We start from the raw sequence: 25,985 nt of genomic DNA on the forward strand, positions 1-25,985 counted from the left end.
TGCCTTAATACTGTAAGTGGCGTGGGATAACAAAAGTCGGTAGAGCCTGAGGCTGGCCGCCTTTCCCGGAACGGAAGGCTTTCAACTGCATCACATAAGTCAGAATATGTGCCACGGCAATGTACAGCTGGTTCGGCACGGCCTGTTCCAGCTGAGTCGTGTGGTAAATCGCTCGGGTTAATGGGGGAGAGTTGAGCACTTCCACCTGATTCTCTCGGGCAATCCGCTGGATATGCTGAGCCATTTCATCGACACCTTTAGCGACGACAAAAGGGGCGTCGTACATGGTTGGATCATATTTAATTGCCACGGCATAGTGAGTCGGGTTGGTAATGACGACATCTGCCTGAGGCACCATTTTCTCCACTTTCCGTCGCGCGAACTGTTGCTGGATCTGCCGGATGCGTTGTTTGACTTCCGGGCGGCCCTCGCTGTTTTTGAATTCTTCTTTAATTTCCTGCTTGGTCATTTTGAGCTGCTTCATGTGCTCCCAGCGTTGATAAGGCACATCCAGCAAGCCGAAAATCAGCAGCGCCACCCCCATCAGCAATACGCCGTCGAACAGAATACTCATGATCGTGACAATACCCTGACGCAGCGGCTGGTTTTGCATGGCGAGCAATTCGGCAAGGTGTGAATCCAGATAGAAATAAAGCAGCGAAAAAATGACCGTTACTTTGAGCGTCGATTTCAGCAGTTCGACCAGCGAGCGGGTCGAAAACATCCGCTTGATGCCGGAAATCGGACTGATTTTAGATAGTTTTGGCAGAACGCCCGCCGGGTAAAACAGCCAGCCACCCAGTAAGAGACTGCCACCCATGGCGGCCAGAAAAATCACGCCAAATAAAGGCAGCAGCAGTTCAATGACAATAGCCAGGCTTTGGCCGACGTGTTCTATGCCTTGCCAGGGAGATTCCAGATCCGCACGCGTCAGTTGCATATTGAACCGGAAGATCCCGCTGATCGCATTCCAGATGGCATCTAACTGCACTGAAAAGAAATACACGACCACCAGAAAGATGACCGCGCCGGTCAGATCTTTCGCCCGGGGAATCTGCCCCTGCTCACGCGCCTTCCGGATTTTCTGGGGCGTGGCCTTTTCTGTTTTGTCCTGCGTTGTACTCTGATCACTCATATGCCGGTTCCTGCGACGTAACTTGTCAGTGCTTGCAAGGTGGTATGGACAAACTGGGTATAACGACTCGGCACGCCGCTGATCGCAATCAGCATACTGAACAGGCCGAGCAGCATGGTCATGGGGAAACCCAGCGCATAAACGTTCAGGCTGGGGGCTGCACGGTTCATCACACCGAAGCTGATGTTTGCCAGCAACATCGAGATAATGGCTGGCATGGACAGCGCCAGTGCAGAGGCAAACATCCAGCTCACCATCGACACAACCTGATGAAGCGTGGCTTCACTGATCCCGGAGCCGACCGGCCAGATATAAAAACTCTGAACCAGAATATCAATCACCAGCAAGTGCCCCTCCAGGGCCAGAAACAGCAGGGTGCTGAACATCAGGAACATTCTGCCCAGTAACGCAACAGACATGCCGTTGACCGGGTCATTCATGATGGCCATACTCAGGCCCATCTGCATTGAAACGATCTGGCCCAGCATGGTCATGGTGGTGAACAGCAAATGGAGAAGGAAGCCAAAAAAAACGCCCCAGATGGCTTGCTCAAAAGCCAGCATGATGGCTTTGACCGACAGTGGGTCCACCGCAGGCATGGCGGGCATCAGCGGCGCAATCAGAATACTGATTGAAAGTGCGAATAAAAGACGAACCCAAATCGGAATGGCGCCATCACCAAAAAATGGCATGGCGACCAGCGCCGCACCCAAGCGGAAGAAAGGCCACCAGACTTGCCCCAGCCAGGCTGTGATTTGCGCAAAGGTCAGATCCATCAGCCAATCATTCCCGGAATGTTATGGAATAAATAGGTAAACAGATCAATCAGTTTCCTCAACATCCAGTGCCCGGCAAAAATCACCATCAACAGGGTGACCAGCAAACGGGGCAGGAAACTGAGGGTCTGTTCATTGATCTGGGTTGCCGCCTGAAAGACAGCAATCAGCAAACCAACCAGCAAGCCCGGAATCACCAGGACCATGACAATGGTAATGATCATCCAGACGGCGTTGGAAAACAGTGTGACCGCGAGTTCCGGTGTCATCCTGAAACCTCCTAACCGAAACTGGCCGATAGTGTGCCGACCGTCATGGTCCAGCCATCTGCCAGAACAAACACAACCAGTTTGAACGGCAACGAAATAATCAACGGCGACAACATCATCATGCCCATTGCCATCAGCACACTGGCAACAACCAGGTCGATGATCAGGAAAGGAATGAAGAGCATGAAGCCAATCTGGAAGGCTGTTTTCAGTTCACTGATCACAAAGGCCGGTAGCACAACTGCAAAAGACATGTCTTCCGCTTTCTGATCCAGCGGTTCATTGGCAATGTGCAGCATTTGTTCCAGAGAACTTTGCTGTGTCTGCTTCAGCATGAAATCCTTGACGGGTTTTTCTGCAATGGAAAACGCTTCCATCAGTGTGATTTCGCCGCCGTCGTAGGGTTTGAACGCATGCTCATAAATATCTGTCCATACCGGACGCATGATCAGCAGCGTTAATGACAACGCAATACCGACCAATACGCGGTTCGGCGGGCTTTGTTGCAAACCCAGGGCCTGACGCAGAATCGCCAGTACAATGATAATTCGGGTAAAGCTGGTGGCCATCAGCAAGAAAGCGGGAAGAAAGCTGAGTGCTGTCATCAACAGCAGTACCTGAAGCTTCACGCTGTATTCCTGATTGGCCGCACCGTCGGAGACGGTCATCAGCGTTAAACCACCGGTATCAGCAGCCCAGACAGCCTGAGAGGAAAATGTAAATAACAGAAAGCCGGCCAAGCATAGCCCGCCGGCGCGGGCTAGAACACGACAAAAATTGCGGAGCATCATCAGGATTCCACGGAGTTCAGCGGTGAGTCCACAATATCGATTAAACGCAGGCCGTATTTATCATTCACCACGACCACTTCGGCATGACCCATCAGAGAACCGTTCACTTTCACATCTAATGGTTCGCCATTCAGTTTGTCCAGCTCAATCACGCTGCCTTCACCGGCTTTCATCAGTTCGCCTAACGAGACTTCCGTGCTGGATACTTCCAGCGTGACCGTGACCGGAATTTTCTTGAAGAAGTTAATGTCGCGTGAAGGCACTTCATCATAGGGAATGAAAGGAGAAGCGTCAGATTCCTGCTGAAGCTCTGCATCGCTGTCCAGCTGGTCCAGATCCAGATCATCAAAGTTCAGATCGTCCTCGCTGAATGCGTTTACGTCAGTCATCTCATTCACATCAGTCATTGTTGGGTCCTGTAATTGTTTATTTGTCATTTAGAATCAGAACGAGTTGGCCATCTTTGTCGGCCACGCATCCGTTAAAAAGGTGTTCTTGCCCGATACGAACAGGCACATGAGTCAGCAGATCAATATTCAGCACATCATCCGGGCGGAGTTTGAGCACATCGTCCAGCGGCATTTTCTTTTGGCACAGTGTCGCGTTCAGGATGACAGGTGTGTCTTCCAGAACTTTCCGAAAGCCCTCGCCGAGTGACTCGTTGGTCTGAACTGCCATCTCGTCCATCAGCGACTGCAGCATGGTTTCATTCAGATACACGGTGAATTCCGCGGTTTTCTTGCGGTAGCCAACCATGAAGGTGGCCAGCAGCCCAACACCGACACTCAGGGTCTCATCTGTCATTTGCCAGCTGTCATTGTCGTCGATCAACGCACACAGCCGTTTCAGCAGGCGATGCTGTAAACGAAGGTCACTGGCGGTCAGCTTTGAAGCAGCATTTGCCAGATCACTGCGGTCAATATCCGCGTTGTAAAACTTATCCGACAAAGACAACAACATTGAAACATCAAGTTGTGCCTGAATCAGTCCGCCAGAGGAATGGCGAATCACAGAGGTGTGTTCCGTGTGCTCGGTCGGCTGTCTGCTTGCCAACTGAATGTCAGACAACCGGAACGACAGGTTCTTATCCTTCACCCAGCGTTGCAGATCCTGGGTGATTGACGAATCTGCCTGCGAGAAAGCTTTTTGTAACGATTCCCGGATGACATGGATTGGACGTCCTAAATGTTCAACGTTCAGCTTTGGGAATTGTTGAGCACTATTTAACTCAATTTTTTTCATATGGCATATCCGTCAGAACTCATATGCAACGAATTAAACGTTGCGGCTTTAATTACTGCTAAAAATATTCATCAGTATTAGTTTTACCTAAGTCTAGCCTGAGCTATTTCTTGTGTTTTAGTTATTGATTTTAAATTTGTGATGTTAGTCCACATGTTGATTATCGAGTCATTTATAGGGTTTTCTTATATATGAATTGATGAGACTTTTATGTCCGCTATAAAAAGCGCATTGTTTCAATCAGTGATATTAATCCCAACTTGCTGTTTTTGAAGCTATATCAAAGATTATTGGCGTCAGAAAACTCTGTCATGCTGGTGTCAATTTAGTGTCAGCGGTGCGTCAAATATAAATTGAATCAAGATCACCTTTGAGGTTTTAAAGTGATTTTGAGCAAGAAAAACAGACAAAGAAATATAAAAGCGATTTGGCTATTTAATAATATTGGCTAAGTTGGTTCTTACGGGCAAAAAATGATTTTTTGGTTATTTCCGAAATCAGAGAAGGGCAAAAATGTTAATTTCATTCAACAAGAAATACACATTCTTATTAATGACTCTTGCGGCGGCTTCCTCTGCTGAAGCACAGGTTGTTTCTACGCCAATGGATCTTGTCGAATGGAAATACCAAGGCGGCAAATTTCAGTGTTCATTAAACCAGCAGGTGCAACAGTTTGGTGAAGTCAGCTTTATTGCTGATGCCGGGGAAGAGCTGGTTCTGAAAGTCAAACCTCTGCGTCCTGTCGCTCAGTACGACAGTGCAGGCCTCTATCTGCAGGATGGCCCTTGGGTGGAATCACCGACTCAGAAACCATTGACTCCCGGTCAGCAAATGAGTCCGTTAGAAGTCACGTTTACGGGCATGGCTGATGCACTGCTGGATGGCATGATGGCCGGACAGTGGGCCAGGGTTTCCCTGATGTATCAACGCCCGAGTACGCCGGTTGATGTCATGCTTTCCAGTGTCAATATGTCCGGCCCGCTGGCGCAGTTCAATGAGTGCCGTTCCCGTTTACCGGCGATGTCCTATAAACAGGCTCGGGATCTGGTGTTCCAGTTCGAATTGGGGCAACGCACGGTGAGTACATCTCAAAAAGAAACCTTAAAGAATCTGGCGGATTACATTCGCCGGGATACATCGATTCGCAAGGTTCTGGTTGATGGCCACACAGACAGCGTTGGTTCCAATCTGGGCAACATACAGGTTTCAAAAGTCCGGGCGGATGATGTCGCCAGTTTTCTCCGGGAAGCAGGTGTGAAGGACGGCTTAATTCAGACAAGGGCACACGGTTCACGATACCCGGTCGCCAGCAATCAAACAGCTGACGGACAAGCGTTAAATCGCCGGGTCACGGTGAGGGTACTGCGTGCTGATAATCATGAAAAAAGCAGGGTGCAGTAATGTTCACAAAAACGATTCAGCTCATTGAGCCGGACAGACAGCAAGCCCAGCAAGTGATTCAGGTGCTGGAACAGGCAGGCTATCAGGTTGATTATCTCACGTCAGGCAAAGCAGGCCTGCAATCCCAGCGGGCTCTGATCACGCTGGTGAGTTCTGCATTGCCGGATATGTCGCTGACGGAGTGGGTACGCTTCAGCCAGACGGCTGCGGATCCTCAGCAACGCCGGATTGCGATTGCAATTGTCGATCAGCACGAAGGATTGCTGGCTGCAGAAGCCATGAAAGCGGGGGCGACAGATTATCTGCTGAAACCTTTTGAACCGGCGCAGTTGCTCAGTCTGCTGGCCCGGGTCGAAGCGTTGCAAAAACCGATGTCTGACATCGTGGCTGAATCGTGGCGAAGCAAGCAGATTCTGCAATTGGCGCACCGGGCGGCTTGTACCCATGCTAGTGTGCTGATCACAGGTGAATCCGGGACGGGCAAAGAAGTGCTGGCGCGCTATGTGCACCAGCAGTCGCCACGCAGCAAGATGCCTTTCGTGGCGGTGAACTGCGCTGCAATCCCGGAATCCATGCTGGAAGCCGTATTGTTTGGTCATGTGAAAGGTGCGTTTACCGGCGCAATCGGCAGCCAGAGCGGTAAATTTGAAGAAGCGAACGGAGGCACCATTCTGCTGGATGAAATTGCAGAAATGTCTCCACCGCTGCAAGCCAAATTACTGCGTGTGTTGCAGGAGCGTGAAGTTGAGCGTGTCGGTAGCCACAAAACCATCAAGTTGGATATTCGGGTGATTGCTTCTACGAACAAGGATCTGCGGATCGCTGTTCAGGAAGGTACTTTCCGTGAAGACTTGTATTACCGGTTAGATGTCCTGCCGCTGCACTGGCCACCTTTGCGCGAACGTCCTGAAGATATTCTCCCGCTGGCAGATTTTTTCATCCGTAAATATCAGCAGGGCAGTGCCTGTCAGATGTCATCAGATGCACAGCAGATGATGATGCACTACCACTGGCCGGGCAATATTCGCGAACTGGAAAACATCATTCAGCGGGCACTGGTCATGCGTCATGGTGATTTCATTACCGCTCAGGATCTGATGTTGCCGATCGACAGCAGTAAAGTTCAGGCTATCAAGCCGGACTATCTGCCAGCCGTCTCGGTCGCCATGGGCACGGAGCAGGGACATATCGGTGCGAAAAAACAGGCTGAATTTCAGTATGTGCTCGATGTGCTTAAACAGCATGACGGCAATCGGACCATGACCGCAAAAGCACTGGGTGTCACCACCCGGGCTCTGCGATACAAATTAGCGGCAATGCGTGAGCAAGGCATTGATATTTCACAAATTGGCTCAGCAGCTTAACGACTAGGAGACACAAGTATGCTTGCGACGAATCTGACGCAGACAACCACAGCCCAGCAGCTCATGCTGGATAAAATGCAGCTCATGCAAGCACAGGCAAATCAGGAATTTGCTGTGAAAGCCAACCCTTTGGATCAACAAGTCAAGCCACTTTCTTTTTCTTCGGCAATGACAGGGGTACTGGACCTTGTGAACAACCATCAGGCGCATGCGAGTGCGAAAATGACTGCGGTAGAAACCGGTAAAAGTGATGATCTGGTCGGGGCAATGATTGCCAGCCAGAAGGCCAGCCTGTCGTTCTCTGCGCTGATGCAGGTGCGAAACAAGGTGGTCGGTGCGTTTGAAGATGTAATGAAGATGCCGGTGTAAATTATGACCATGATTACTCAAGCAGAAGCAGCCGAGCTGACCGCTTCTGACCGTTCAAATAATCTGCTGAACCGGGCCAAGCTGGCCTGGCAAAGCAGTCAGCGCAATCTTGTTCTGTCTGCCGCACTGGCTGCTGTTGTTGCGGCGATTATCGTTGTCGCGCTGTGGACATCCACTCAAAGTTACCGCCCGCTTTACAGTCAGCAGGAACGTTTTGACACCAGTGAAATCATCTCCGTGCTGGAAGCGGAAGGTGTGCCTTACCGCTTGCAGGAAACCAACGGCCAGGTGCTGGTTGAGGAAGGCCGTGTCGCCGAAGTCCGCATGCTGCTGGCTGCGAAAGGCGTCAAGGCGAAACTGCCGACCGGGCTGGAAACACTTCAGAATGACTCTTCTTTAGGCACCAGCCAGTTCATCGAAACCGCGCGTTATCGCCACGGTTTGGAAGGTGAGCTGGCCCGGACCATTATTTCTCTGAATGCAGTCAATAATGCCCGGGTTCATCTGGCGATTCCGCGTCAGACACTCTTCGTCCGTCAGAACAGCGAAAAGCCGACAGCTTCAGTCATGGTTGAACTGAAATCCGGCGAAGATCTGAAGCCGGAGCAAGTGGAAGCCATCGTGAATCTGGTTTCCGGCAGTGTGACGGGCATGTCCATGGAACAGGTATCCGTTGTGGATCAGTTTGGTCGTCTGCTCAGTGTGGATATCGGTTCGGATTCCGCAGGCCGGATGAATACCAAGTATCTGGAATACCAGAAGAATCTGGAAAAGCAGATCATTCAGCGTGCATCCGACATGCTGACACCGATTGTCGGCCCGAGTAATTTCCGCGTGCAGGTGGCTGCAGATCTGGACTTCAACCGTATTGAAGAAACCCGTGAAATTGTTGATGACAATCCGGTTGTTCGCTCTGAGCACAGCATCGAGAACAACTCCATCGATAAAATTGCACTGGGTGTACCGGGTTCACTGAGCAACCAGCCGCCAACGGTGGAAGAAGACAACAATCCGGATGCGCCGAAAAATACCAGCGAGCGTTCTGAAGTGAACCGCCAGTTTGCGCTGGGCAGCAGTGTGCGCCATACACAATATCAGCAGGGTCAGATTAAGAAGCTGAATGTCTCTGTACTGTTGGATGACAAGTCCGCACCGGACGGCACGGCATGGAATGACGCCCAGAAAGCGGAGATCAGCCAGATGATTTCTGAAGCGGTCGGCCTGAATGCCCAGCGGGGTGACAGCCTGAGTCTGATGAATTTTGCCTTCAAGCCGGTCACGATCGAATCCGCCGCGCCAATGCCATGGTGGCAGGATACGGCACTGCAACAGCCGCTGCGCTACATCATTGGTGGTTTGCTGGGTCTGGCGATGATCTTCTTTGTCCTGCGTCCGCTGATCCGTCACCTGACCGGTGTCGATAAAGCGCGCCGCGAGATGGAAATTGCCAGCCTGCCAGATGACATTCTGAGCAAAGAACTGGATGAGAAAGCCCAGGAAAATGAGCTGAACCGTCGTCTGTCTGACCGTGGGTTAAGCAATACCACCAACGGTCTGGATGCTGATGCTGAAATGATGTTGCCGCCTTCCGGTTCACCATTGCACATCCAGCTGAAGCACCTGACTTTAATTGCCAGCGAAGAGCCGCAGCGTGTTGCTGAAGTCCTTAAACAATGGGTGAATGGAAATGAGCAAAACCGAGACAATTAATCCGGCAGATCTGGAATCGCTGAGCAGTGTTGATAAAACTGCGCTGGTTCTGTTGGGGATGGGTGAAGACGCAGCGGCACAGGTGCTGCGTTATTTCTCCCGCGAAGAAGTACAACGTGTCACCCGTTCGATGGCCAAACTCACGGGCATTAAAAGCGAGAATGCCAAACATGTGATTCAGCGTTTCTTTGATGATTTTCGTGCCCACAGTGGTATCCGGGGCGCTTCGAAAGATTATCTGTCGAACACCCTGTCGAAAGCGCTGGGTCAGGACCTGGCTAAAGGTGTCCTGAACAGTATTTACGGTGACGAACTGCGAAATAACATGCAGCGTCTGCAATGGGTCGATACGGATGTGATCGCCAAGTTCATCAGCCAGGAGCACCCGCAGATGCAGGCCATTTTCCTGGCCTATCTGCCGCCGGAGACGTCGTCTCAGGTGCTGAGCAAATTGCCATCAGAGCAGCATGATGAGCTGATTTACCGCGTTGCCCGCCTGAGCGAGATCGACCATGAGGTCGCACAGGATCTGCATCAGCTGGTTGACCGCTGTATCCAGCAGGTGTCTGGCGGACAGGGCGCATCTGTTCTGGGTGCCAAGCAGGCTGCCGATATCATTAACCGCTTTGAAGGTGATCGTGCTCAGCTGATGGAAATGCTGAAACTGCACGACGAGAAGATTGTCAGCGAAATCGAAGAAAATATGTTCGACTTCGTGATTCTGGCACGTCAACGCGAAGCAACGATGGACCGTCTGGTGCAGGAAATCACCATCGATCTGTGGGCAACTGCACTGAAAGGTGCCGATCTCAAGCTTCAGATGGCAATCAAACAGTCGATGCCGCAGCGGATGGCAAGTTCACTCGACGACGAAATGGCGATGCGGGGTGCGATGCCGCTGTCCCGTGTTGAGAAAGCACGTCAGGAAATCATGCAGGTGGTCCGCGAACTGGCAGATGCCGGTGAGATTGAACTGAGCCTGTATCAGGAACAAACGGTGGAGTAATCAATGCGTTCATTAAAAGTGATGCGCCTGACCCCCGGTGAATACCGTTCTCACCGCTTCCCGCCGATGGTGAAACCTGTGGTGCATGGCAGCGAAGAATCGGTGCAGGATCTGGATGGCTTTTCGGGCGAAACGCCGCTGAACACTCAGGAACATCAGGCTGCACTGCAAAAACGTCTGGAAGAAGGTTTCCAGCAGGGTTTGCAGCAAGGATATGACGAAGGACTGCGTCAGGGGACCGAGCAGGGTCGCCAGCAGGGCTTCAACCTGGGTCAGCAGGATGGCTTTCAGCAGGGCTACACCAAGGGTGAAGGTCAGGGACGTGAAAAGTATGAGTCGGTGATTGCGCCGTTGCAGGCACTGGAAACCCATATTCAGCAGTGGCAGAACGAGCGGGAACATGCGCAGCGTGAGCAAATCTGTTCGCTGGTTCAGAAAGTCGCGCAGCAGGTCATTCGCGCCGAACTGACGCTGATGCCTCAGCAGATTCTGGCGTTGGTTGAAGAAACCCTCGACAGCATGCCGGGGAACAGCGACAAAGTTGTGGTTCACCTCAATCCTCAGGATCTGGAGCGAATCAACAATCTGAGTCCGACCCTGCATCCGAGCTGGAAGCTGGTGGCGAACAAAGAGATGCCCATCGGTGGCGTTCAGCTGGTGACCGAACATGCTGAAGCCGATGCCAGCAGCGATGCGCGACTGGAAGCCTGTATGGAAACGCTCCGTGAGCACCTGCTGGAAGAAAATCAGCAGCCCGCTGCAGCAGCGGAGACGCAACCACAAGCGGTAAGCACGGAGGACATCCGTGAGTGACCCTGCTTTCCATGAGCGCTTGAACGATGCGATTGCATCAATGTCATCCATTCCGATTGCCCGGGTCACCGGGCGGTTGGTGAAAGTGAACGGCCTGATGCTTCAGGCCGTTGGCTGTAAATTCCGTCTGGAACAGCGTTGTCTGGTCGAAACCGATGATGGGGAAGCCATTGAAGCCCAAGTGGTTGGATTCGATCGGGATGTTGCTTATCTGATGCCAGTCCGGCAACTGGGTGGTCTTTATGCGGGTGCCAAAGTGGTGCCGCTGGATGGCGACAGTACGGTTTCACTGGGTGAGCACTGGCTTGGCAGGGTCGTGAATGGTCTTGGCGAGCCTTTTGACGATCTGGGGCCTTTAAAAGGCGGCGAAAAGGTTTCCTTAAATCCTGCCCCGATTAACCCGATGAAACGTCGATTAGTCGACACGCCGCTGGATGTCGGTATCCGGGCGATGAACGGGATTCTCACGTTGGGAAAAGGCCAGCGGATTGGCCTGATGGCAGGCAGCGGCGTGGGTAAAAGTGTCCTGATGGGCATGATCACCAAAAACACCAAAGCGGATATCGTGGTGGTCGGACTCATCGGCGAACGGGGCCGGGAAGTGCGTGAATTTATCGAGCGTAACCTCGGTGAAGAAGGTATGAGGCGTGCGGTGGTGATCGCTGCTCCGGCTGATGAATCGCCGCTGATGCGTCTGCGTGCGACCAAACTGTGTCACCGGGTTGCGGAGTATTTCCGCGACAAGGGCAAAGACGTTTTGCTGATGATGGACTCGCTGACCCGTTTTGCCATGGCGCAGCGTGAAATTGCCCTGTCTCTGGGCGAGCCACCGGCTTCCCGGGGCTATCCGCCTTCGGTGTTTGGTCAGTTGCCTCAGTTGCTGGAACGCGCCGGAAACGGGGAGCATCCGGATGGCAGTCTCACGGCGATTTATACCGTACTCGCAGACGGTGATGATCAGCAGGATCCTGTGGTGGATTCTGCGCGGGCCATTCTGGATGGTCATGTCGTGTTATCACGTACACTGGCTGAACAGGGTCATTATCCGGCGATTGATATCAATGCCTCGATCAGCCGTTGTATGGGCAGTTGTACCGAAAGCTCACATGTCACGGTGGCAAACCGGTTCCGCCAGTTGAATGCGAACTATCTGCAAGTGAAAGAGTTATTGCCGTTAGGGGGTTATCAGCCGGGACAGGATCCGGAGTTGGATCTTTCTGTTCGGCTTCATCCGCAGCTGAAAGATTTTCTGGTGCAGCAAGTGGATGAGGTGACCGATTACCAGCAGTCTCTGGTCCGTTTAGCAGAGCTGTTTACACAGACTCAGTAAAGCAAGTACAGGTGTGTGATGAAGGGTAAATTAAAAGCCGTCAGCCAGCTTCAGCAAATCGCGGAACAGCAGCGTGATCAACAGGGGCAGGATTTTGCCCGGCAACAGGAGCAGGTTGGTTTTTTTGCCCAGCAATTACAGGCTTTGGCTGTACTGAAACCGGGAAATGTTCAGCAAGGTGCAGGCGGTGTGAATCCGCTTGCGCTGCAAAACTCCACACAGGTGAATGCCATGCTGAACCGCCTGATCACCCATCAGCAGCATGAAATGGCGCTCATGCACGCAGAAAGCCAGCGCACGAAAAAGGCGCTGGAACAGAGCCAGGTGAAGGTGAAAGGCCTGGAAACCGTCATGGAACGCTGGAAAGTCAAACAGCGCTATGAACAGGCCAAAAAAGAGCAAAAGTTCATTGAAGACTTAATCAACGCCCGCTGCAAACGCAGAGCATTATAAGAAAAGCGCCGAAAGGGCGCTTTTTTCATAGATAGATTCAAGATGTTTGTCTGAAAAAAGCCAAGCCGGACGCCATGGCGACCAAGACAGAAGCAGAGGTTTTATTCAGAAATCTCAGACGCCGAAACGACAGGTATTTTGCCGCCTGAAATCCAGCCGTGGCGTAAGCTAGCATGACGGCGATATCAATGAGGATGGTGCAGGTTGCGTAGAGTACATACTGCATCAGGACAGGTTGGGTGAGATCAAGAAACTGCGGCAGAAATGCGCCAAAGAATAGCAATCCTTTGGGGTTCGATAAAGCGGCAAATAAACTCCGGCGAAAAGCGGCAGCAGGGCTGTGTACTTGTGCTTTTTTGAGTGTGTCTGAGGTGTAGGCATCAACAGACGGAACGCTGCGCCATAATTGATACGCAAGCCAGAGCAGATAGGCCACGCCACAGTATTTAACGACGAGAAACAGGCTTTCGGAGGCAGCCATTAATGCACCCAGTCCCAGACCGGCGGCACTGATTAAAATTGCGTCTGAAAGCGCCGCCCCCAGAATACCGTAAAACACAATGGTTTTGTTTCTGGAGATACCGTTCGTCAGTGACAGCAGCATTGTCGGACCAGGAATGATGGTGACGGTAAAAGAAGCGATGCAGTAAAGCAGGAGTGTACTCAGCAAAATAAAATCCTCTTATCCTTGAGTTGAAAAATATGCCGCAGGTTAGGTGCATTGTTGCATTTGATCTCGGCTGCCTCAATCCATTCATCCTTGAATCAGCAACATCAGTGATTTTATTGAAAAAATGTTTAATCAAACCAAAAATTGGACGCCTTAACTATTTGCTACCTGAGTACCCATGAAGATTGTTGTTAAGCCAATCGCACAGTCTTCAGCCGTGGTACTGAATAGCGCATATCCTGTTCCCGTTAGGAACATTTTCACCACTATTTGTTTACCCGATATCTTGTTGGTATCGGGTTTTTTTTGCCTTCAGAATATGAACCAATAAAAAAGCACAGCCAGTGGCTGTGCTTCTGTGTTTTCGGATCGCTTGTTGTTACGCAGCGGTCGCTAATTTTTGTTGCAGTGCCTGTGCGTTCACGGGTTTGGTGATGAATGCCAGCAGCACAGCAACGCCCAGCATGGCGGAACACACGGTGTAGGCCAGCGTATAAGTGCCTGTCATGTCCACGGCAACAGCAGCAACCACAGGACCAATGAAGCCACTCACACCCCAGGCCGTGTAGAGTACACCATAGTTTGCACCGTAGTTCTTCAGGCCGTAGAAATCTGCCGTAATGGATGGGAATACCGCCAGCAACGTACCGTAACCCACACCGGCAACGGCCGCGCCAACCATCATGCTGAACTCATTGTCGAAAGTGGCGAACATCACCATATTGATGGCTTGCATCACGAAGGCGATCAGCAGGGTTTTAACACCACCGATTTTGTCAGACAGCATTCCTGCAACAATCCGGCCACCTGAGTTGAAGACCGCCAGAATCACCACCAGAAACGCAGCATCAGATAAATCTGCCTGTGCCGCTGCAATCGAAGTGATGTTACCAATGATCATCAGACCCGCAGCAGAAGCGAATGCATACATCACCCACAGAGAGTAAAACTGAGGTGTCTTGACCATGCCGCGCCAGGTAATATCCACACTCGGTGCCTGTACAGTGTTTGCATCAGTATTGGCGGGTGCTTCAGGCTGATAGCCTGCTGGTGGGTTGGAGATCGTGCAGGCCAGTGGTACAGCAATCAGTAGCACGGCTACGCCCAGGATCAGGAAGCTTTGGTTAATGCCGTAGTCAGCAATCAGCGAAGCTGTCAGGGGCGCAAGATACACAGCTGCCAGACCAAAACCTGCAGCGATCAGGCCATTCACCATGCCTTTTTTAGACGGGTGGAACCATTTCATGGCCGAAGGGCTTAAACAGGCATAACCAAACCCGATACCACAACCGGTCAGGACACCAAAAGTCAGTACCAGCAACAGTGGGGTGGTAGCAAAACTGGAGATAATCATGCCCAGACCGACCATGGTGGTTCCTAACAGCAGAACTTTCCGGGGACCAATTTTATCCTGCAGAATACCCGCCATTAACAGGGACAGAGAGAAAGTAATAATGGCGACGGTGTAGGGAAGTGATGCGTCGGCATTTGACCAGCCCAGATCGACAACCAGCGCTTTCTTAAACACACTCCAGGCATACAAAATGCCCATACATAGGTTAATACAGAAGCCTGCCAGCAGGATTTGCTTGGCACGATCAAATGTTTTCATAGGACTCTCTATTGCGGAAAAGCTAACTGCTTCATTCGTTAAACAATTTTTGATATTAATCAAAAAAAGATGTATTTCTTGATAAGGGCGCGGATTCTATCAATAAATGTTGAAGAAATATCGAAGGGTAATATTTTGTTACAAATGGGATGATCAACTCGGAAGATGGTTCGGTGCTGATGTCTTCACCTCCATGGCGTGAAGGTGAAGACAGGGTGGATTTCCTGGGTGGGTACCTCAATGTTTGATTAATTCGTCAGGATGCTGTGAAGCTTATCCTTCAGTTGTAAACGTTCCATTTTCAGTTGGGTGAAGTGGTGGTCTTCGGTTGGAATATTGGTGCATTCCAGTCCCCGGATTTTGTGGTCAAGTTCGTGGTATCTGTCGGACATGGCTTTGAAGTTTTCATCCTGCGACTTCAGATCTCTGATTTTTTCCTGCATCTCGGGGAACTCAATGAAGAGTGCGTGATTTTCACCTAACATGTCTGTCACTCCATAGTTTTACGTGAATGAAAGCCCTGCTTTTTCTCCTTTAATTCTTATTCATATGCATCTGATGTGGTTTCAGGTCGGAGATTGATGCTGCTTTTTGCATTCCTTGCAGTCTAAAGTACGGCAGCACATTGTTAAGGATAGTCGAATCGTGCCACTTTCAAGCGAGTCAGCCCGAAAATGAGGGAAAGGAAGATGATTTGAAGTGACGTTGTCACAAAGGGTTGTGACAAACACAGCGTCAGAACAAAGCAGTCACGAAAGGGGAGTATCAAGGGGGCTGTCATCCATCACTGGCTCAGTGATGGATCATCATCGAATCAATTGCCTTTGTATTTTTTACTGCGCAAGTTTTTTTTCAGCGACTGAATGTAAGCAATGCGATCTGGGTTTGCCGGTGCAGCCTGAGTTTGCAGCTTTGTTTTGGCTTGTGCTTCTTCTGCGGTGAGGTAGCGGCCATTTAAGCGGACGTGCAGCGCTTTGGATTCTTGTTCCGCACGTTCAGAAGCATCTTCCTGAGCTTTTGCCAGCGCATCTCGGGCCAGACTCTGACTGGTTTTATCTTCCTGGCGTTGCTGAACCCAAAGGGGTTGCTGCTTGGATTGGGCTGGCTGTTTGGCTTGTTGCTGGCGTTGCTTGAGCACATTGTCCAGATAATCACTAAAGTCCATGGCGGCCTCCTCTTGGCTGGGCGCAATATTGTAAACCTCTGCCATCGAATGGCAAAGCAGATTCACGCCGCTTTTGTGCAAAGTTTCGAACCCATGCTGCTTCAGATCAGGAAATCGAGTGGCGTTTGAGATCAATCACAGCTGTTAAAAATTCAGTTTCAAATTGCGCAACGGGCAGGGGCTGACAGTACAGAAAGCCTTGAAATTCTTCGACACCGATACTGGCCAGAAAATCTGCCTGTCCCTGATTTTCGACACCTTCCGCAACCACGCGAATGTTCAGGTTATGTGCCAGTTCAACAATCGCATTGGTGATGGTGACTGATTCCCGGTTAATCGGCAGATCACGGACAAATTCCCGATCGACTTTCAGGATTTGAATGGGAAAGCGGCTTAAGTACGCCAGAGATGAGTAACCGGTACCGAAATCATCAATCGCGATTCTGACACCCAGCGCGTTGAGCTGACGCAGTTTGCTGAGTGCCTGTTTTACATCGGACATCAATACACTTTCAGTGATCTCCAGTTCCAGATAACTTGGGTCACACCGGTTGCTCTGGATGGCTCTCTGTATGGTTGAAACGATATCCGAATTCAGTAATTGCCGGGCGGAAATGTTCAGCGCAAAATGCAGCCAGTGGCCTTGTAACTGCCATTGTCGGAGTTGTTTGCAAGCCTGGTGAATCATGGCTTCACCCACATCAATGATGAGGCCCGTGGTTTCAAGAATGGGGATAAATTCTGTCGGAGACTGCATTTCTCCCTCATCGTTGTACCAGCGCAGCAAAGCTTCAACACCACAGAGTTTTCGGCTTCGTGAATCAAAGCGGCCCTGATAGTAGAACTGATATCGGTCTGAGCCACAGGTCTGCCGTAATTGCGCCTCCATCTCCAGCCGTTTCACACTGTTGACGCCCATCTGCCGGTTATAGACCCGGTACTGATGTTGCTGGCCTTTATCCTTGGCTTTATAGAGCGCGATGTCGGCCTGGCGGAGTAAATCTTCGCTGCTGGTCTCTTCCTGTTCGCAGTACGTGATACCGATGCTGGCGCCAACGACGACTTCTTTGTTGTCGATCACAAAAGGCTCATGAAGCTGATCCAAAATCCGTTCGGCAAGTTGTTCCAGCACCGGAAATCTCTGTTCTGAAACCACCAGAATCGCAAATTCATCACTGCCCAGCCGGGCAAGAATATCGTGTTCCCGCAAGGTATTTTGCAGACGCTGGCTGACAGCAATCAGCACCTGATCCCCCGTATCGTGGCCGAGGGATTCGTTAATCTGTTTAAAGCGATCCAGATTCAGCGTCATCAGCCCCATTTGAACAGCTGACGGCTGCTTCCTGAGCATGTCGATGTGTCTTTTGAGCATCAGACGGTTGGGAAGCTGAGTCAGTAAATCAAAGTGTGCCAGCTTTTCCAGCTTGGTTTCAAAGAGCACGCGCTCGGTAATATCTTTGCCTGTCGTAATGTAGTGGCTGATTTTGCCGCGGTTGTTACGAATCGGTGAGATTCTTTTTTCCAGATATCGCAGGCTGTTGTCTTTTTTGCGAAGTGAAATGATGCGGTTGACCGTTTGACCGCGGACCAATTGCTGCTGCAGTTTCTCCAGTTCGCTCGGACTTTGTAACGTGGCCAGGATCAGATGCGCGGCGTCGCTGCCGATCAACTCGTTGGCTTGCATGTCATTGATTTTCTCAAAGCTGTGATTCACATACTCAATGATGCCTCTGTCATTGGTAATGATGATCGAATCATCACTTTGCTCGAGTGCGCGTGACATACTTTTCAGCTTTTCTTCACGCTCAACCCAGGAGGTGATGTCACGGATATTCAGCAGTAACTCGTTCCCGTCGAGATAGGTCGTTTCAATTGCAATGAGCTCAAGGTGCTTAGGAGGGCTCATATGCAAAGTTATTTGCGTGCTGACGGGCTGGCTTTCTCCCTGGCGCATGGCTTGGTGAACTTGTTCCAGTAAATCCTGCACCTGCGCTTTGGCCTTCGGATCCGAGAGCAGATCTTCAATATGCATATTGCTGGCTTTGCCTTCTGCCGTTCCCAGAATCTGGCAGGCCGATTGGTTCAGGGTCACAATCCGATTGTCCTGGCTCAGAATGACCATGCCGTCCGGGGCGTATTTCAGCACATGGCCATATTTTCGCACCATGTCATGGAGTTTAGCTTTGAGTCGGCGTTCATGTCTGAGCGCTTTGTGTAAATGCCAGGCCAGCAGTAAACAGGCAATCAGGAAACCAAAAGAGACTAAAGAGAACAGGGTGAATTTTTGCAGTTTTTCCTGAGAATAAAGGTTGTTGAGGATGAAATGGTTCACACTGAACTGATTCAGAAAGGAATGCAGATCGCTGGCATTTTTCCATTCTTCTGCAATCCGGTGATAGGCGTAGGTGACATTCTGCTCAGTCACAGCAAGTGAGGAAGACGCGGTATCGGCTGGTTGAGCAGCGGAATCTATCCATGGCCCGCTGAAAATAACAAACAGAGCGATAAGAAGTATCAGAGGGACGAGCAAGAGTCGACGTTTCCGGAATAGGAGTAGATTTCTCTTCATATATCATCCATGACAGAACAGGCATCCAGTCACTGAGTATAGAAACCGGAATTCGGTTATCACAAAAAAGTCCTGTGAGTTTTTATGATGCTCTGATGAACAATAGACGATCTTCTGGCAGAGGAAAAAAATATACCCAGTATCCTGAGGTTACCGGGTATATAGAGGGGTACGTTTGACGCTGCGGGATTCATACCAATCGCAGTCAATCACTGGTCATCCTAGCTTGTTCAAATATTCGATCACTGCGTTAGATTTTTTGATTGTAGAATCACGACTTATCTAAAAATCCACCTTGTTCTCAAACATTTTTCCTGCGCTATTTCTGATCATTGACTGACTTTGATGGGTATAAGCGCGTCGTAAATCAGTGAAGGATTAACTGATGGCGGTGGCCGTCCCGCGGGTTTCTGCGGCCTGACTTTTCATCACCAGCGCAAAACCGGCCAGAACAAAGACACAGGTGCCGGCAATCCCGTAAGCGACAATATCCAATCCTTTATCTGCGTAAGCTGCCACAAGCGAGCTGGCTGCAAAACAACCCATGGTTTGCAGGAAATTCAGCAGGCCGGCTGCCGTTGCGCTGCAGTGTTTGAAATCTTCCAGCGCCTTGCTGATCACGATCGGGTAGATGGCACCATTGGCAATCGCAATAAAGCAGAAAGGGATCAGAATGGGCCAGATGGTGTCAGGTTGGGTCTGAACGGTAATCACCAAAATCACCAGCGCACTGCAAATGAACAATTTCAGCAGCCATGGCAGAATTTTTTTCCCTTCAGTCCGGCCCAGCAGCGCACGACAGCCGTAGCCGCCAATCAGGAAGGCAATTGTCTGTGGCACATAGCTCAACCCGATATCTTCGCTGGAATAACCCATGGCAGACATGACAAAAGGAGAGCCGGTCAGGTAGGCAAAGAATGCAGCCGAGCAAGCTGCAAAAATCATCATATTACCGATGAATTTTTTTGACTTGAGCAGAGAGCGATAGTTCACAGCCATTTCAGACAGCATTTTTTCCTGCTTGTCTTTTTTGGCTGCGCTTTCCGGCTGCCATGCGGTCATGAGTGCGAGTACGGCACCAAGCAGGATCAGGCTCAGGAAGATGGCACGCCAGCCAAAGTGAGACTGAATCGCTGCACCCACCAATGGCGCAAGGGCGGGTGACAGGGCAACCAGCGGCATAATTGTGGCAAACACCTTTTCAGCGACTTTGCCCTGATAGCGATCGATCACAATGGCTTGCCACAGGACGGTGGCACTACAGGCGCCCAGCGCCTGGAGGAAACGAAATGCCAGCAGGGTTTCGACATTCGGAGCCATGGCACAGCCAACGGTTGCCACACTGAACAGGAACATGGCGCCTAACAGGACTTTCTTTCGTCCCAGACGATCGGATAGCGGGCCGTAAATCAGCTGACCCACAGCCATGCCAAGTAAAAAGATGCTTAACGTCATGCCGATCAGGCTCGACGAAGTGCTTAAATCTGCCTGCATTGCACTGAAAGCAGGCAGATACATGTCTGTTGCCAGAAAGCCCAGCATGCTGAGTAAGGCAAACCAAACAAGTGTGGTGGCGGATGGTTTTGTCGTCATTTTATTTAAACCCGTTAAAACATTGTGTTTCAGATTTTAATCTTGGTGTTTTGTGCTGTGAAACGCTAAAATTTCAACATTACTTTCAAAAAATTTGATGCCAACTGTATTCTATTTTTCTCGAGATTAATATGTTTTCTTTCAATGATTTACAGGTTGTAGATGTGGTGGCTCGCCGGGGTAGTTTCTCCGCCGCTGCTGAAGAACTGCACAAAGTCCCCAGTGCGATTAGCTACACCGTTCGTTTAATGGAGGAAAAATTAGCGGTTGAATTGTTTGAGCGTCATCACCGGCAGGTCGCGTTGACGCCTGCAGGACGCTATTTCGTAGAAGAAGCCCGGCAACTGATTAAACACATGGAACTCATCAAACATCAGACGCAGCGGGTCGCCAATGGCTGGGCTGAAAATGTCTCGGTTGCACTGGATACCGTGGTTCGCCAGAGCCGGGTGAGCACCATGGTCCGGGATTTCTATCAGGCGTTTCCAGATGTTGAGTTGCATTTGACGATGGAAGTTTACAACGGGGTCTGGGATGCGCTGGCAGATGGCCGGGCGGATCTTGTGATTGGTGCCACTGCAGCGATTCCGGTGAGTGGTGATTTTGATTACCGGGATATGGGCAGCCTCAACTGGGTGTTTGTCATGTCCCCTGAACATCCGCTGACTCAGTGCCAGAACACGCTGGATGAATCCGAGCTGGCGAAGTATCCCGCAATTTGTCTTGAAGATACGTCTCGTGTCTTACCGAAACGAACCACGTGGCTGATGAACAATCAGCGTCGGGTCATGGTACCAGATTGGTCGAGTGCGTTTCAGTGTCTGGAAGCCGGGTTAGGTATTGGCGTGGTGCCAGAGCATATGGCGATGCCAAAACTGAAGGAAGGCGTGCTGGTGACCCGACTCTTGCCGAATTCACCACCGGTCAGTCCCTGTTGTTTAGCCTGGAATAAAGCAAGCCTGAACCCGGCATTAAATTGGTTATTGCAATATTTGGGAGACAGTCAACAACTTCATCAGGAATGGATGCGTTAGCACTGGTCCGACTTAATGTCTTTCTGACTGTGTACGCTTAGTCTGAGGGTGAGGCAGGGGTCTGGGTTCTGGGTGAAATTTGATCAATCAGGCGATTATCTCCACTAAAGTTGCGCTAAGTCATATTACTTTCATTCAAAGTCTTTAGGATGCCCTGCGTTAAATTTAATAAGATACTAAAGAATGACTATGGATCAGAATCTACAAGACAATCACGTGAAGTTGGCTACGGCGATTGACTATATCTATCACGCTTTTCCGAACCTGAGCTACCGGCCCAGACCGGATGATGTCAAACTGCTGGCTGCATTTCTGCAGAGCCAGAATCCGGACTCTCCTGCATTTTTAGGGGAACTGATGAAAAGCAGTTACGACGCGATTGAAATTGAGATCAATAAATTTCACAGTCGTTTGGTTAAACAGCATCAGCAACTGCCAGCCTTCAGTTAACAGGACGCTGTGTCAGTGAAGAAAAAGCTGCTCGGGAAGAGCAGCTTTTTTTATGGGGGGAGAAACTTATTCGTTGGCTGGTTTGAGTGTCTGATAACCCGCCCAGATTCGGGTCGCTGTGGTGATCCAGCATAAGGATCCGAAGATCCATGCGATGAGCGCAAAGTGCTCAGGCAGTAGGCAGAACAGGACGAAACAGGCGATGGTTTCACTGCCTTCCGTTAATCCACCCAAGTAGAACAATGATTTATGCTGGTACACCGGGTTCTCAATCTGACGCTTGCTGGCCATAATCGCAAATGCCAGAAAGCTGGAACCCGTACCGACGAAGGCAAAGATTAAGAATGCCCCCGCAACCGCATTCTGTTCGGGTTGGGCCAGGACAAAGCCAAAAGGAATGAGCGAATAAAACAGAAAATCTAAAGTAATGTCTAGAAACCCCCCGCAGTCTGTAATCCCTCTTCGACGCGCCAGAGCGCCATCCAGACCATCGAACAGCCGGTTCAGCAGGATCAGAATCAGTGCCAGCCAATATTGCTGTAAAGCCAGCGCCGGTAATGCCAGCAAGCCAATGACAAATCCTGCTACCGTGATTTGATTGGCGCTGAAAGGGCTTCTATCCAGCAGTTTTCCGAATTGATTTAAAGGCAGTCGAATCAGCTGTATTGCGTAACGGTCAAGCATCGTCATTCTCGCTCTGTTGCTCGGGCCAATGCAATAATTGTCCTTCGGGGGGCACATCATCCTGATCATGGGTCACCATGAGTGCCGGTATGTTTTGTTGACGGATTTGCTGAAATACGAAATCCCGAAACTGTACCCGCAGGGTTTTATCCAGCTTACTGAAAGGTTCATCGAGCAACAGCGCATCGGGTTCGGCCAGCAAGCAACGCATCAAACTGATGCGGGCACGCTGACCGCCTGAGATCTGATCGGGATGAGCCAGCGCTAAATCCAGCAGTCCAAGGGTATGTAATGTCTCCATGGCTTTTGCCTGGCGTTTTGCTTTCTTCACTTGGGGCGGCAGGCCGAAAGCCAGGTTTTGCCAGACATTCAAATGAGGAAAAAGCAGATCATCCTGAAAGAGCAGGCCAATCCGGCGCTGCTCGGGCGCTAACCGGTGAATGTCCTGATCGTTCAGACGGATCTGGCCGTTCGCTTGTGTGTCCGGTGCACTGTGCCCGGCAATCACATTCAGCAAGGTGGATTTACCGCATCCGCTCGGCCCCATCAGGGTGAGAATCTGTCCTGGCGGCACAGAGAACGAGAGCGACTTCAGTAAAATTTTGCCCCCGTTATTTATAGTGAGGTTTTTCACGGATAAGCACATCAGGCTCAGGCTTCCTTGTTGATGAGTGAGCAGTCATCTTCGACTGGTAAAAGCGGTTGGCCAGCATGGCTGCGACAAAGATCAGAAAAGGCACCAGGCCTTGCAGTAAACCGTAAATTGCGCTGATGCGCCGATCCTGCCCGCTGGCCAGTGCAACGGCTTCTGTTGTGAGCGTGCTGATGCGTCCGGCACCCAGACTGAGTGTGGGCAGATATTGCGCCAGACTGACACTGCAACCGACCGCAACAGCCAGACAAATGGCTGGCATCAGCATCGGACGTTTGACCTGCCACCAGGCTGCCATGGCTGAATATCCCAGACTCTTGGCGGTTTGTGTGTAACGGCAGTCGTAAGTCTGCCACGGACCGTCCAGCGCTAAAAACAGGTACGGGAAGACAAACAGGACATGGCTCCAGATCACCCAAACCACGTAATGTTGTCCGGGCACCAGATAAGTGGAGACTTGAATGCCAAACAGCAGCGAGACCTGCGGCAGCACCATGGGCATAGCAATCAGCCATCCGGGGAGGCCGATGCCGGTTTTGTCTCTGAATTCGAGACAGCCGATGGCCAGCAGTAACGCGATCAGGGTACTGATCACCGCCAGTAGGATGCTGGTGGTTGCAAGATCTGTGACGAACGCTGTTTCCTGTTGCCAGAATCGCACACTCATTTGGCTGGGGAGTATGTCCGGAAAACGCCAGCGTAAGCTGAGAGACCACAACAGCAGTACCGGGATCACCGTGAACGGGACGAGGATCAGCGGCCAATGCAGCGTCCTGCCCGGCAAACGGTGGACCCGCTTCCCGCTGAACTGCCAATGTGGATAGCCGTGGCAAATCAGCCATTCCAGAAACCGGAAAACAGCAATGCACAGCATCCCCAGTGTTAATAAGCCAAGGGCGCCCATTGCAGCTCTGGGCATCAGGCTGATATCCGGATCATTGAACCATTGCCAGACCAGCACAGCAAATGTCGGTGGCCGGTTGGGGCCCAGAATCATGGCCATATCGACCACAGACAGTCCGTAAGCCAGTACCGCATAGACGGGCAACCGCATCCGTGGCAACCATTGCGGCAGGATCACTTTGAGCCACACTGTTGTGCTGCTGTAACCTAATCCGTTTCCGGCAGCCAGTAAACGCTCGATATTGAGCTGTTGCAGCACGGATAAACTCATCAGCAGCAGGAACGGCGTTTCTTTGATGGCGAGTGCCAGTGTCAGCCCGATCCCCAGAGGATCCTGAATCAGATGGAAAGACTCAGTGTCCACACCGAATGTGGTCAGAAGGCGGGCGAGCATACCCGTTGAAGAGAAAGTGAACGCAAATCCGATGGCAAAAGCGACATGTGGGATCGCTAGGACAGGTGAGAGCCACGACTCCAGCCGGTGCCAGCGTGTGGTTCCCCAGCTTTTCTGAAGGATCAGAAAGGTAAAGAGCATGGCCATCAGTGTGCTGAGCACACCTGAAGCCAGCGTGAGCCCGATGGAGGTCGGCAGACCGGGCCAGGCCAGCATCATCTGCACAGCCTGTAGGTCCGGTGAATGAAACCCTGTGCCGGGTTGCCAGAAAAATGCGGGCAAGAGAATCCCGAATAATCCGGGCAGCAATGGCAGGCAGCACAGGATTAGCGTGGCAATAAACAACAAATACAACATATTGCAACGTGACTCTTTTCAATCAAAACATCGGCTTGCCGGGCTGACTTAATGCCCATAGCGTTGTTGCCAAGCAGCTTCAAGGGCGGTCTGCCAGCTTGGGTGTGGTTCGGCAATCGCGCGGAATAACTCGAACGTATGCGCTTCATCGGCACCGCTGAACGCATCGGTTGTTAACACGGACGGATCCCCCCAGATTTGACTGTTGGCCTTTCTGGCCTGGGCTTCAGGGCTCATCAGGAAATTGATGACCACGCGTGCGCCTGCTTTCGCGCTGGCATTCCAGGGGATCGCCAGAAAATGAATGTTGGACAAAGCGCCTTGTTCGAATGCAAAGGTTTGTGCGGTTTCCGGGAGTTCGCCACGGAGAATGGCTGCTTTGGCTTCATTGGGGTTAAAGGTGATCGCAACCAGCAACTGACGGTCATCCAGTAACTGCAGCATTTCCGTGGCGCTGCCTGGAAAGCGTTCGCCCTGTTGCCAGGCCACCGGATGCAGTTGATCCAGATAGCGCCAGAGTGGGGCGGTCATGCGGTCAAACTTCGCTTGATCTGCTGCAGGATCAATCGGTTCATACAGCGCCGGGTCTGCGTTGGATAATTCGATCAAGGCTGCTTTCAGAAAACTGGTCCCGTGAAACGCAGGTGGCTGCGGGTAAGTCACTTTTCCCGGAAAAGCTTTTGCAAGACTGAGGAGTTCGGTGAAGCTGGCTGGTGGATTTTTCAGCGTTTGAGTGTCATGAATGAAAACCAGCTGACCGATGCCCCAAGGGGCTTCCAGACCGTCGGTGGGTTCCGTGAAATCTTCGTATACGGGTAAGCGTTTATCTACGTGTTGCCAGTTCGGCAGTTTGGCCACAAAAGGGCCGTCCAGCAGATCATTGGTTTTGAGGGTCCTGAAGTTCTCACCATTAATCCAAACCAGATCGACACTGCCGCCACTGGCTTTTCCGGCTGCTTTTTCTGCCAGTAACCGCTGCGAAGTTTCTGCAATATCGGCAACTTTGACATGATTCAACGTGATACCGTAACGGCTTTTCACTTCGCGGGCGACCCAGCGCAGGTAGCTGTTAATAGGCTGGCTGCCGCCCCAGGCGTTGAAAAAGACCGTCTGTCCGCGCGCTTGTTGCTCAATTTCCTGCCAGCTCATCTGACTGGCTGGCTGCTTTTGTTCTGCAGCAGCAGCCATCCCGGGGATGGCTGCTGCAACGGCCAGACAAAGGGCGATCCATGTCTGCTTCATT

General features: G+C 51.1%; 26 protein-coding genes. 10 read left to right on the forward strand and 16 right to left on the reverse strand.

Features of this window, described 5'->3' with window-relative positions; translation table 11 throughout:
* Positions 1-4: 4 nt before the first annotated feature.
* From flhB to KDD30_RS06220, 6 genes are read right to left on the reverse strand one after another with little or no spacing between them, the layout of a single operon-like run.
* On the reverse strand, positions 5-1,135 hold the full coding sequence (gene flhB, locus KDD30_RS06195) for a flagellar biosynthesis protein FlhB (RefSeq protein WP_211648225.1): 1,131 nt from the start codon (positions 1,133-1,135) through the stop codon (positions 5-7).
* On the reverse strand, positions 1,132-1,911 hold the full coding sequence (gene fliR / locus KDD30_RS06200; RefSeq protein WP_211648227.1) for a flagellar biosynthetic protein FliR: 780 nt from the start codon (positions 1,909-1,911) through the stop codon (positions 1,132-1,134). The genes flhB and fliR overlap by 4 nt, the downstream gene beginning before the upstream one ends.
* On the reverse strand, positions 1,911-2,180 hold the full coding sequence (fliQ, locus tag KDD30_RS06205) for a flagellar biosynthesis protein FliQ (protein WP_211648229.1): 270 nt from the start codon (positions 2,178-2,180) through the stop codon (positions 1,911-1,913). The genes fliR and fliQ overlap by 1 nt, the downstream gene beginning before the upstream one ends.
* A gap of 11 nt (positions 2,181-2,191) precedes the next feature.
* Positions 2,192-2,968 (reverse strand): flagellar type III secretion system pore protein FliP, encoded by a 777-nt coding sequence (gene fliP / locus KDD30_RS06210; RefSeq protein WP_211649608.1) that lies wholly within the window; start codon positions 2,966-2,968, stop codon positions 2,192-2,194.
* Between the two features lie 2 nt (positions 2,969-2,970).
* Positions 2,971-3,369 carry a flagellar motor switch protein FliN gene (gene fliN / locus KDD30_RS06215; RefSeq protein ID WP_371826084.1) on the reverse strand — a complete coding sequence of 133 codons (399 nt, stop codon included), beginning with the start codon at positions 3,367-3,369 and terminating at the stop codon, positions 2,971-2,973.
* 28 nt (positions 3,370-3,397) lie between these two features.
* Positions 3,398-4,213 (reverse strand): FliM/FliN family flagellar motor switch protein, encoded by an 816-nt coding sequence (locus KDD30_RS06220; protein WP_211648239.1) that lies wholly within the window; start codon positions 4,211-4,213, stop codon positions 3,398-3,400.
* A gap of 513 nt (positions 4,214-4,726) precedes the next feature.
* Between KDD30_RS06220 and KDD30_RS06225 the strand changes: the two genes are divergently transcribed.
* Genes KDD30_RS06225 through fliJ form a run of 8 tightly spaced genes read left to right on the forward strand, consistent with a single transcriptional unit; the run spans position 4,727 to position 12,659 of the window.
* Positions 4,727-5,614 carry an OmpA family protein gene (locus tag KDD30_RS06225; protein WP_211648241.1) on the forward strand — a complete coding sequence of 296 codons (888 nt, stop codon included), beginning with the start codon at positions 4,727-4,729 and terminating at the stop codon, positions 5,612-5,614.
* Positions 5,614-6,978: a sigma-54 dependent transcriptional regulator gene (locus KDD30_RS06230; protein WP_211648243.1), complete on the forward strand. Its 1,365-nt coding sequence runs from the start codon at positions 5,614-5,616 to the stop codon at positions 6,976-6,978. Before KDD30_RS06225 ends, KDD30_RS06230 begins: the two co-directional genes overlap by 1 nt.
* An 18-nt stretch (positions 6,979-6,996) precedes the next feature.
* Complete coding sequence (gene fliE, locus KDD30_RS06235) at positions 6,997-7,347, forward strand: flagellar hook-basal body complex protein FliE (RefSeq protein WP_211648245.1); 351 nt, start codon at positions 6,997-6,999, stop codon at positions 7,345-7,347.
* Positions 7,348-7,350: 3 nt separating this feature from the next.
* Positions 7,351-9,057, forward strand: a complete 1,707-nt coding sequence (gene fliF, locus KDD30_RS06240; RefSeq protein WP_211648247.1) for a flagellar basal-body MS-ring/collar protein FliF — start codon at positions 7,351-7,353, stop codon at positions 9,055-9,057.
* The gene (locus KDD30_RS06245) at positions 9,053-10,063 is read left to right on the forward strand and encodes a flagellar motor switch protein FliG (RefSeq protein ID WP_371826085.1); all 1,011 of its coding nucleotides are present in this window, start codon (positions 9,053-9,055) and stop codon (positions 10,061-10,063) included. Before fliF ends, KDD30_RS06245 begins: the two co-directional genes overlap by 5 nt.
* Before the next feature lie 3 nt (positions 10,064-10,066).
* Positions 10,067-10,876, forward strand: coding sequence for a flagellar assembly protein FliH (fliH, locus tag KDD30_RS06250; RefSeq protein ID WP_249199219.1), 810 nt, complete (start codon positions 10,067-10,069; stop codon positions 10,874-10,876).
* A complete protein-coding gene (gene fliI, locus KDD30_RS06255) occupies positions 10,869-12,206 on the forward strand; it encodes a flagellar protein export ATPase FliI (RefSeq protein ID WP_305800644.1) in 1,338 nt (445 codons plus the stop codon). Before fliH ends, fliI begins: the two co-directional genes overlap by 8 nt.
* A gap of 18 nt (positions 12,207-12,224) precedes the next feature.
* Positions 12,225-12,659 (forward strand): flagellar export protein FliJ, encoded by a 435-nt coding sequence (gene fliJ, locus KDD30_RS06260; protein ID WP_211648258.1) that lies wholly within the window; start codon positions 12,225-12,227, stop codon positions 12,657-12,659.
* 37 nt (positions 12,660-12,696) lie between these two features.
* Here fliJ and KDD30_RS06265 read toward each other — a convergent pair whose 3' ends face one another.
* The 6 genes from KDD30_RS06265 to punC all read right to left on the reverse strand — a co-directional run bounded on the left by KDD30_RS06265 (position 12,697) and on the right by punC (position 20,268).
* Positions 12,697-13,329, reverse strand: coding sequence for a LysE family translocator (locus KDD30_RS06265; RefSeq protein WP_211648260.1), 633 nt, complete (start codon positions 13,327-13,329; stop codon positions 12,697-12,699).
* A 379-nt stretch (positions 13,330-13,708) separates the two neighbouring features.
* Positions 13,709-14,941 (reverse strand): OFA family MFS transporter, encoded by a 1,233-nt coding sequence (locus tag KDD30_RS06270; RefSeq protein ID WP_211648262.1) that lies wholly within the window; start codon positions 14,939-14,941, stop codon positions 13,709-13,711.
* A gap of 248 nt (positions 14,942-15,189) precedes the next feature.
* Complete coding sequence (locus KDD30_RS06275; protein ID WP_211648264.1) at positions 15,190-15,426, reverse strand: YdcH family protein; 237 nt, start codon at positions 15,424-15,426, stop codon at positions 15,190-15,192.
* Between the two features lie 329 nt (positions 15,427-15,755).
* On the reverse strand, positions 15,756-16,106 hold the full coding sequence (locus KDD30_RS06280) for a hypothetical protein (protein WP_211648266.1): 351 nt from the start codon (positions 16,104-16,106) through the stop codon (positions 15,756-15,758).
* A 106-nt stretch (positions 16,107-16,212) separates the two neighbouring features.
* Positions 16,213-18,675: a bifunctional diguanylate cyclase/phosphodiesterase gene (locus KDD30_RS06285; protein WP_211648275.1), complete on the reverse strand. Its 2,463-nt coding sequence runs from the start codon at positions 18,673-18,675 to the stop codon at positions 16,213-16,215.
* Between the two features lie 378 nt (positions 18,676-19,053).
* Entirely contained in the window at positions 19,054-20,268 is a 1,215-nt protein-coding gene (gene punC, locus KDD30_RS06290) for a purine nucleoside transporter PunC (RefSeq protein WP_211648277.1), read from the reverse strand.
* 131 nt (positions 20,269-20,399) lie between these two features.
* Here punC and punR point away from each other — a divergent pair, with 131 nt between their 5' ends.
* The gene (punR, locus tag KDD30_RS06295; protein WP_211648279.1) at positions 20,400-21,302 is read left to right on the forward strand and encodes a DNA-binding transcriptional activator PunR; all 903 of its coding nucleotides are present in this window, start codon (positions 20,400-20,402) and stop codon (positions 21,300-21,302) included.
* A 189-nt stretch (positions 21,303-21,491) separates the two neighbouring features.
* On the forward strand, positions 21,492-21,752 hold the full coding sequence (locus KDD30_RS06300; RefSeq protein ID WP_211648281.1) for a hypothetical protein: 261 nt from the start codon (positions 21,492-21,494) through the stop codon (positions 21,750-21,752).
* Positions 21,753-21,818: 66 nt separating this feature from the next.
* Here the strand turns inward: KDD30_RS06300 and KDD30_RS06305 are convergent, their stop codons facing one another.
* Genes KDD30_RS06305 through KDD30_RS06320 form a run of 4 tightly spaced genes read right to left on the reverse strand, consistent with a single transcriptional unit; the run spans position 21,819 to position 25,984 of the window.
* Positions 21,819-22,436, reverse strand: a complete 618-nt coding sequence (locus tag KDD30_RS06305) for a CDP-alcohol phosphatidyltransferase family protein (protein ID WP_211649614.1) — start codon at positions 22,434-22,436, stop codon at positions 21,819-21,821.
* Complete coding sequence (locus KDD30_RS06310) at positions 22,429-23,082, reverse strand: ATP-binding cassette domain-containing protein (protein WP_211648290.1); 654 nt, start codon at positions 23,080-23,082, stop codon at positions 22,429-22,431. The genes KDD30_RS06305 and KDD30_RS06310 overlap by 8 nt, the downstream gene beginning before the upstream one ends.
* The gene (locus tag KDD30_RS06315; RefSeq protein WP_211648292.1) at positions 23,048-24,742 is read right to left on the reverse strand and encodes an ABC transporter permease; all 1,695 of its coding nucleotides are present in this window, start codon (positions 24,740-24,742) and stop codon (positions 23,048-23,050) included. The genes KDD30_RS06310 and KDD30_RS06315 overlap by 35 nt, the downstream gene beginning before the upstream one ends.
* Positions 24,743-24,790: 48 nt before the next feature.
* A complete protein-coding gene (locus tag KDD30_RS06320) occupies positions 24,791-25,984 on the reverse strand; it encodes an ABC transporter substrate-binding protein (protein ID WP_211648294.1) in 1,194 nt (397 codons plus the stop codon).
* Position 25,985: the final 1 nt, after the last annotated feature.

It is taken from the genome of Photobacterium sp. GJ3, from assembly GCF_018199995.1.
GTDB lineage: Bacteria > Pseudomonadota > Gammaproteobacteria > Enterobacterales > Vibrionaceae > Photobacterium.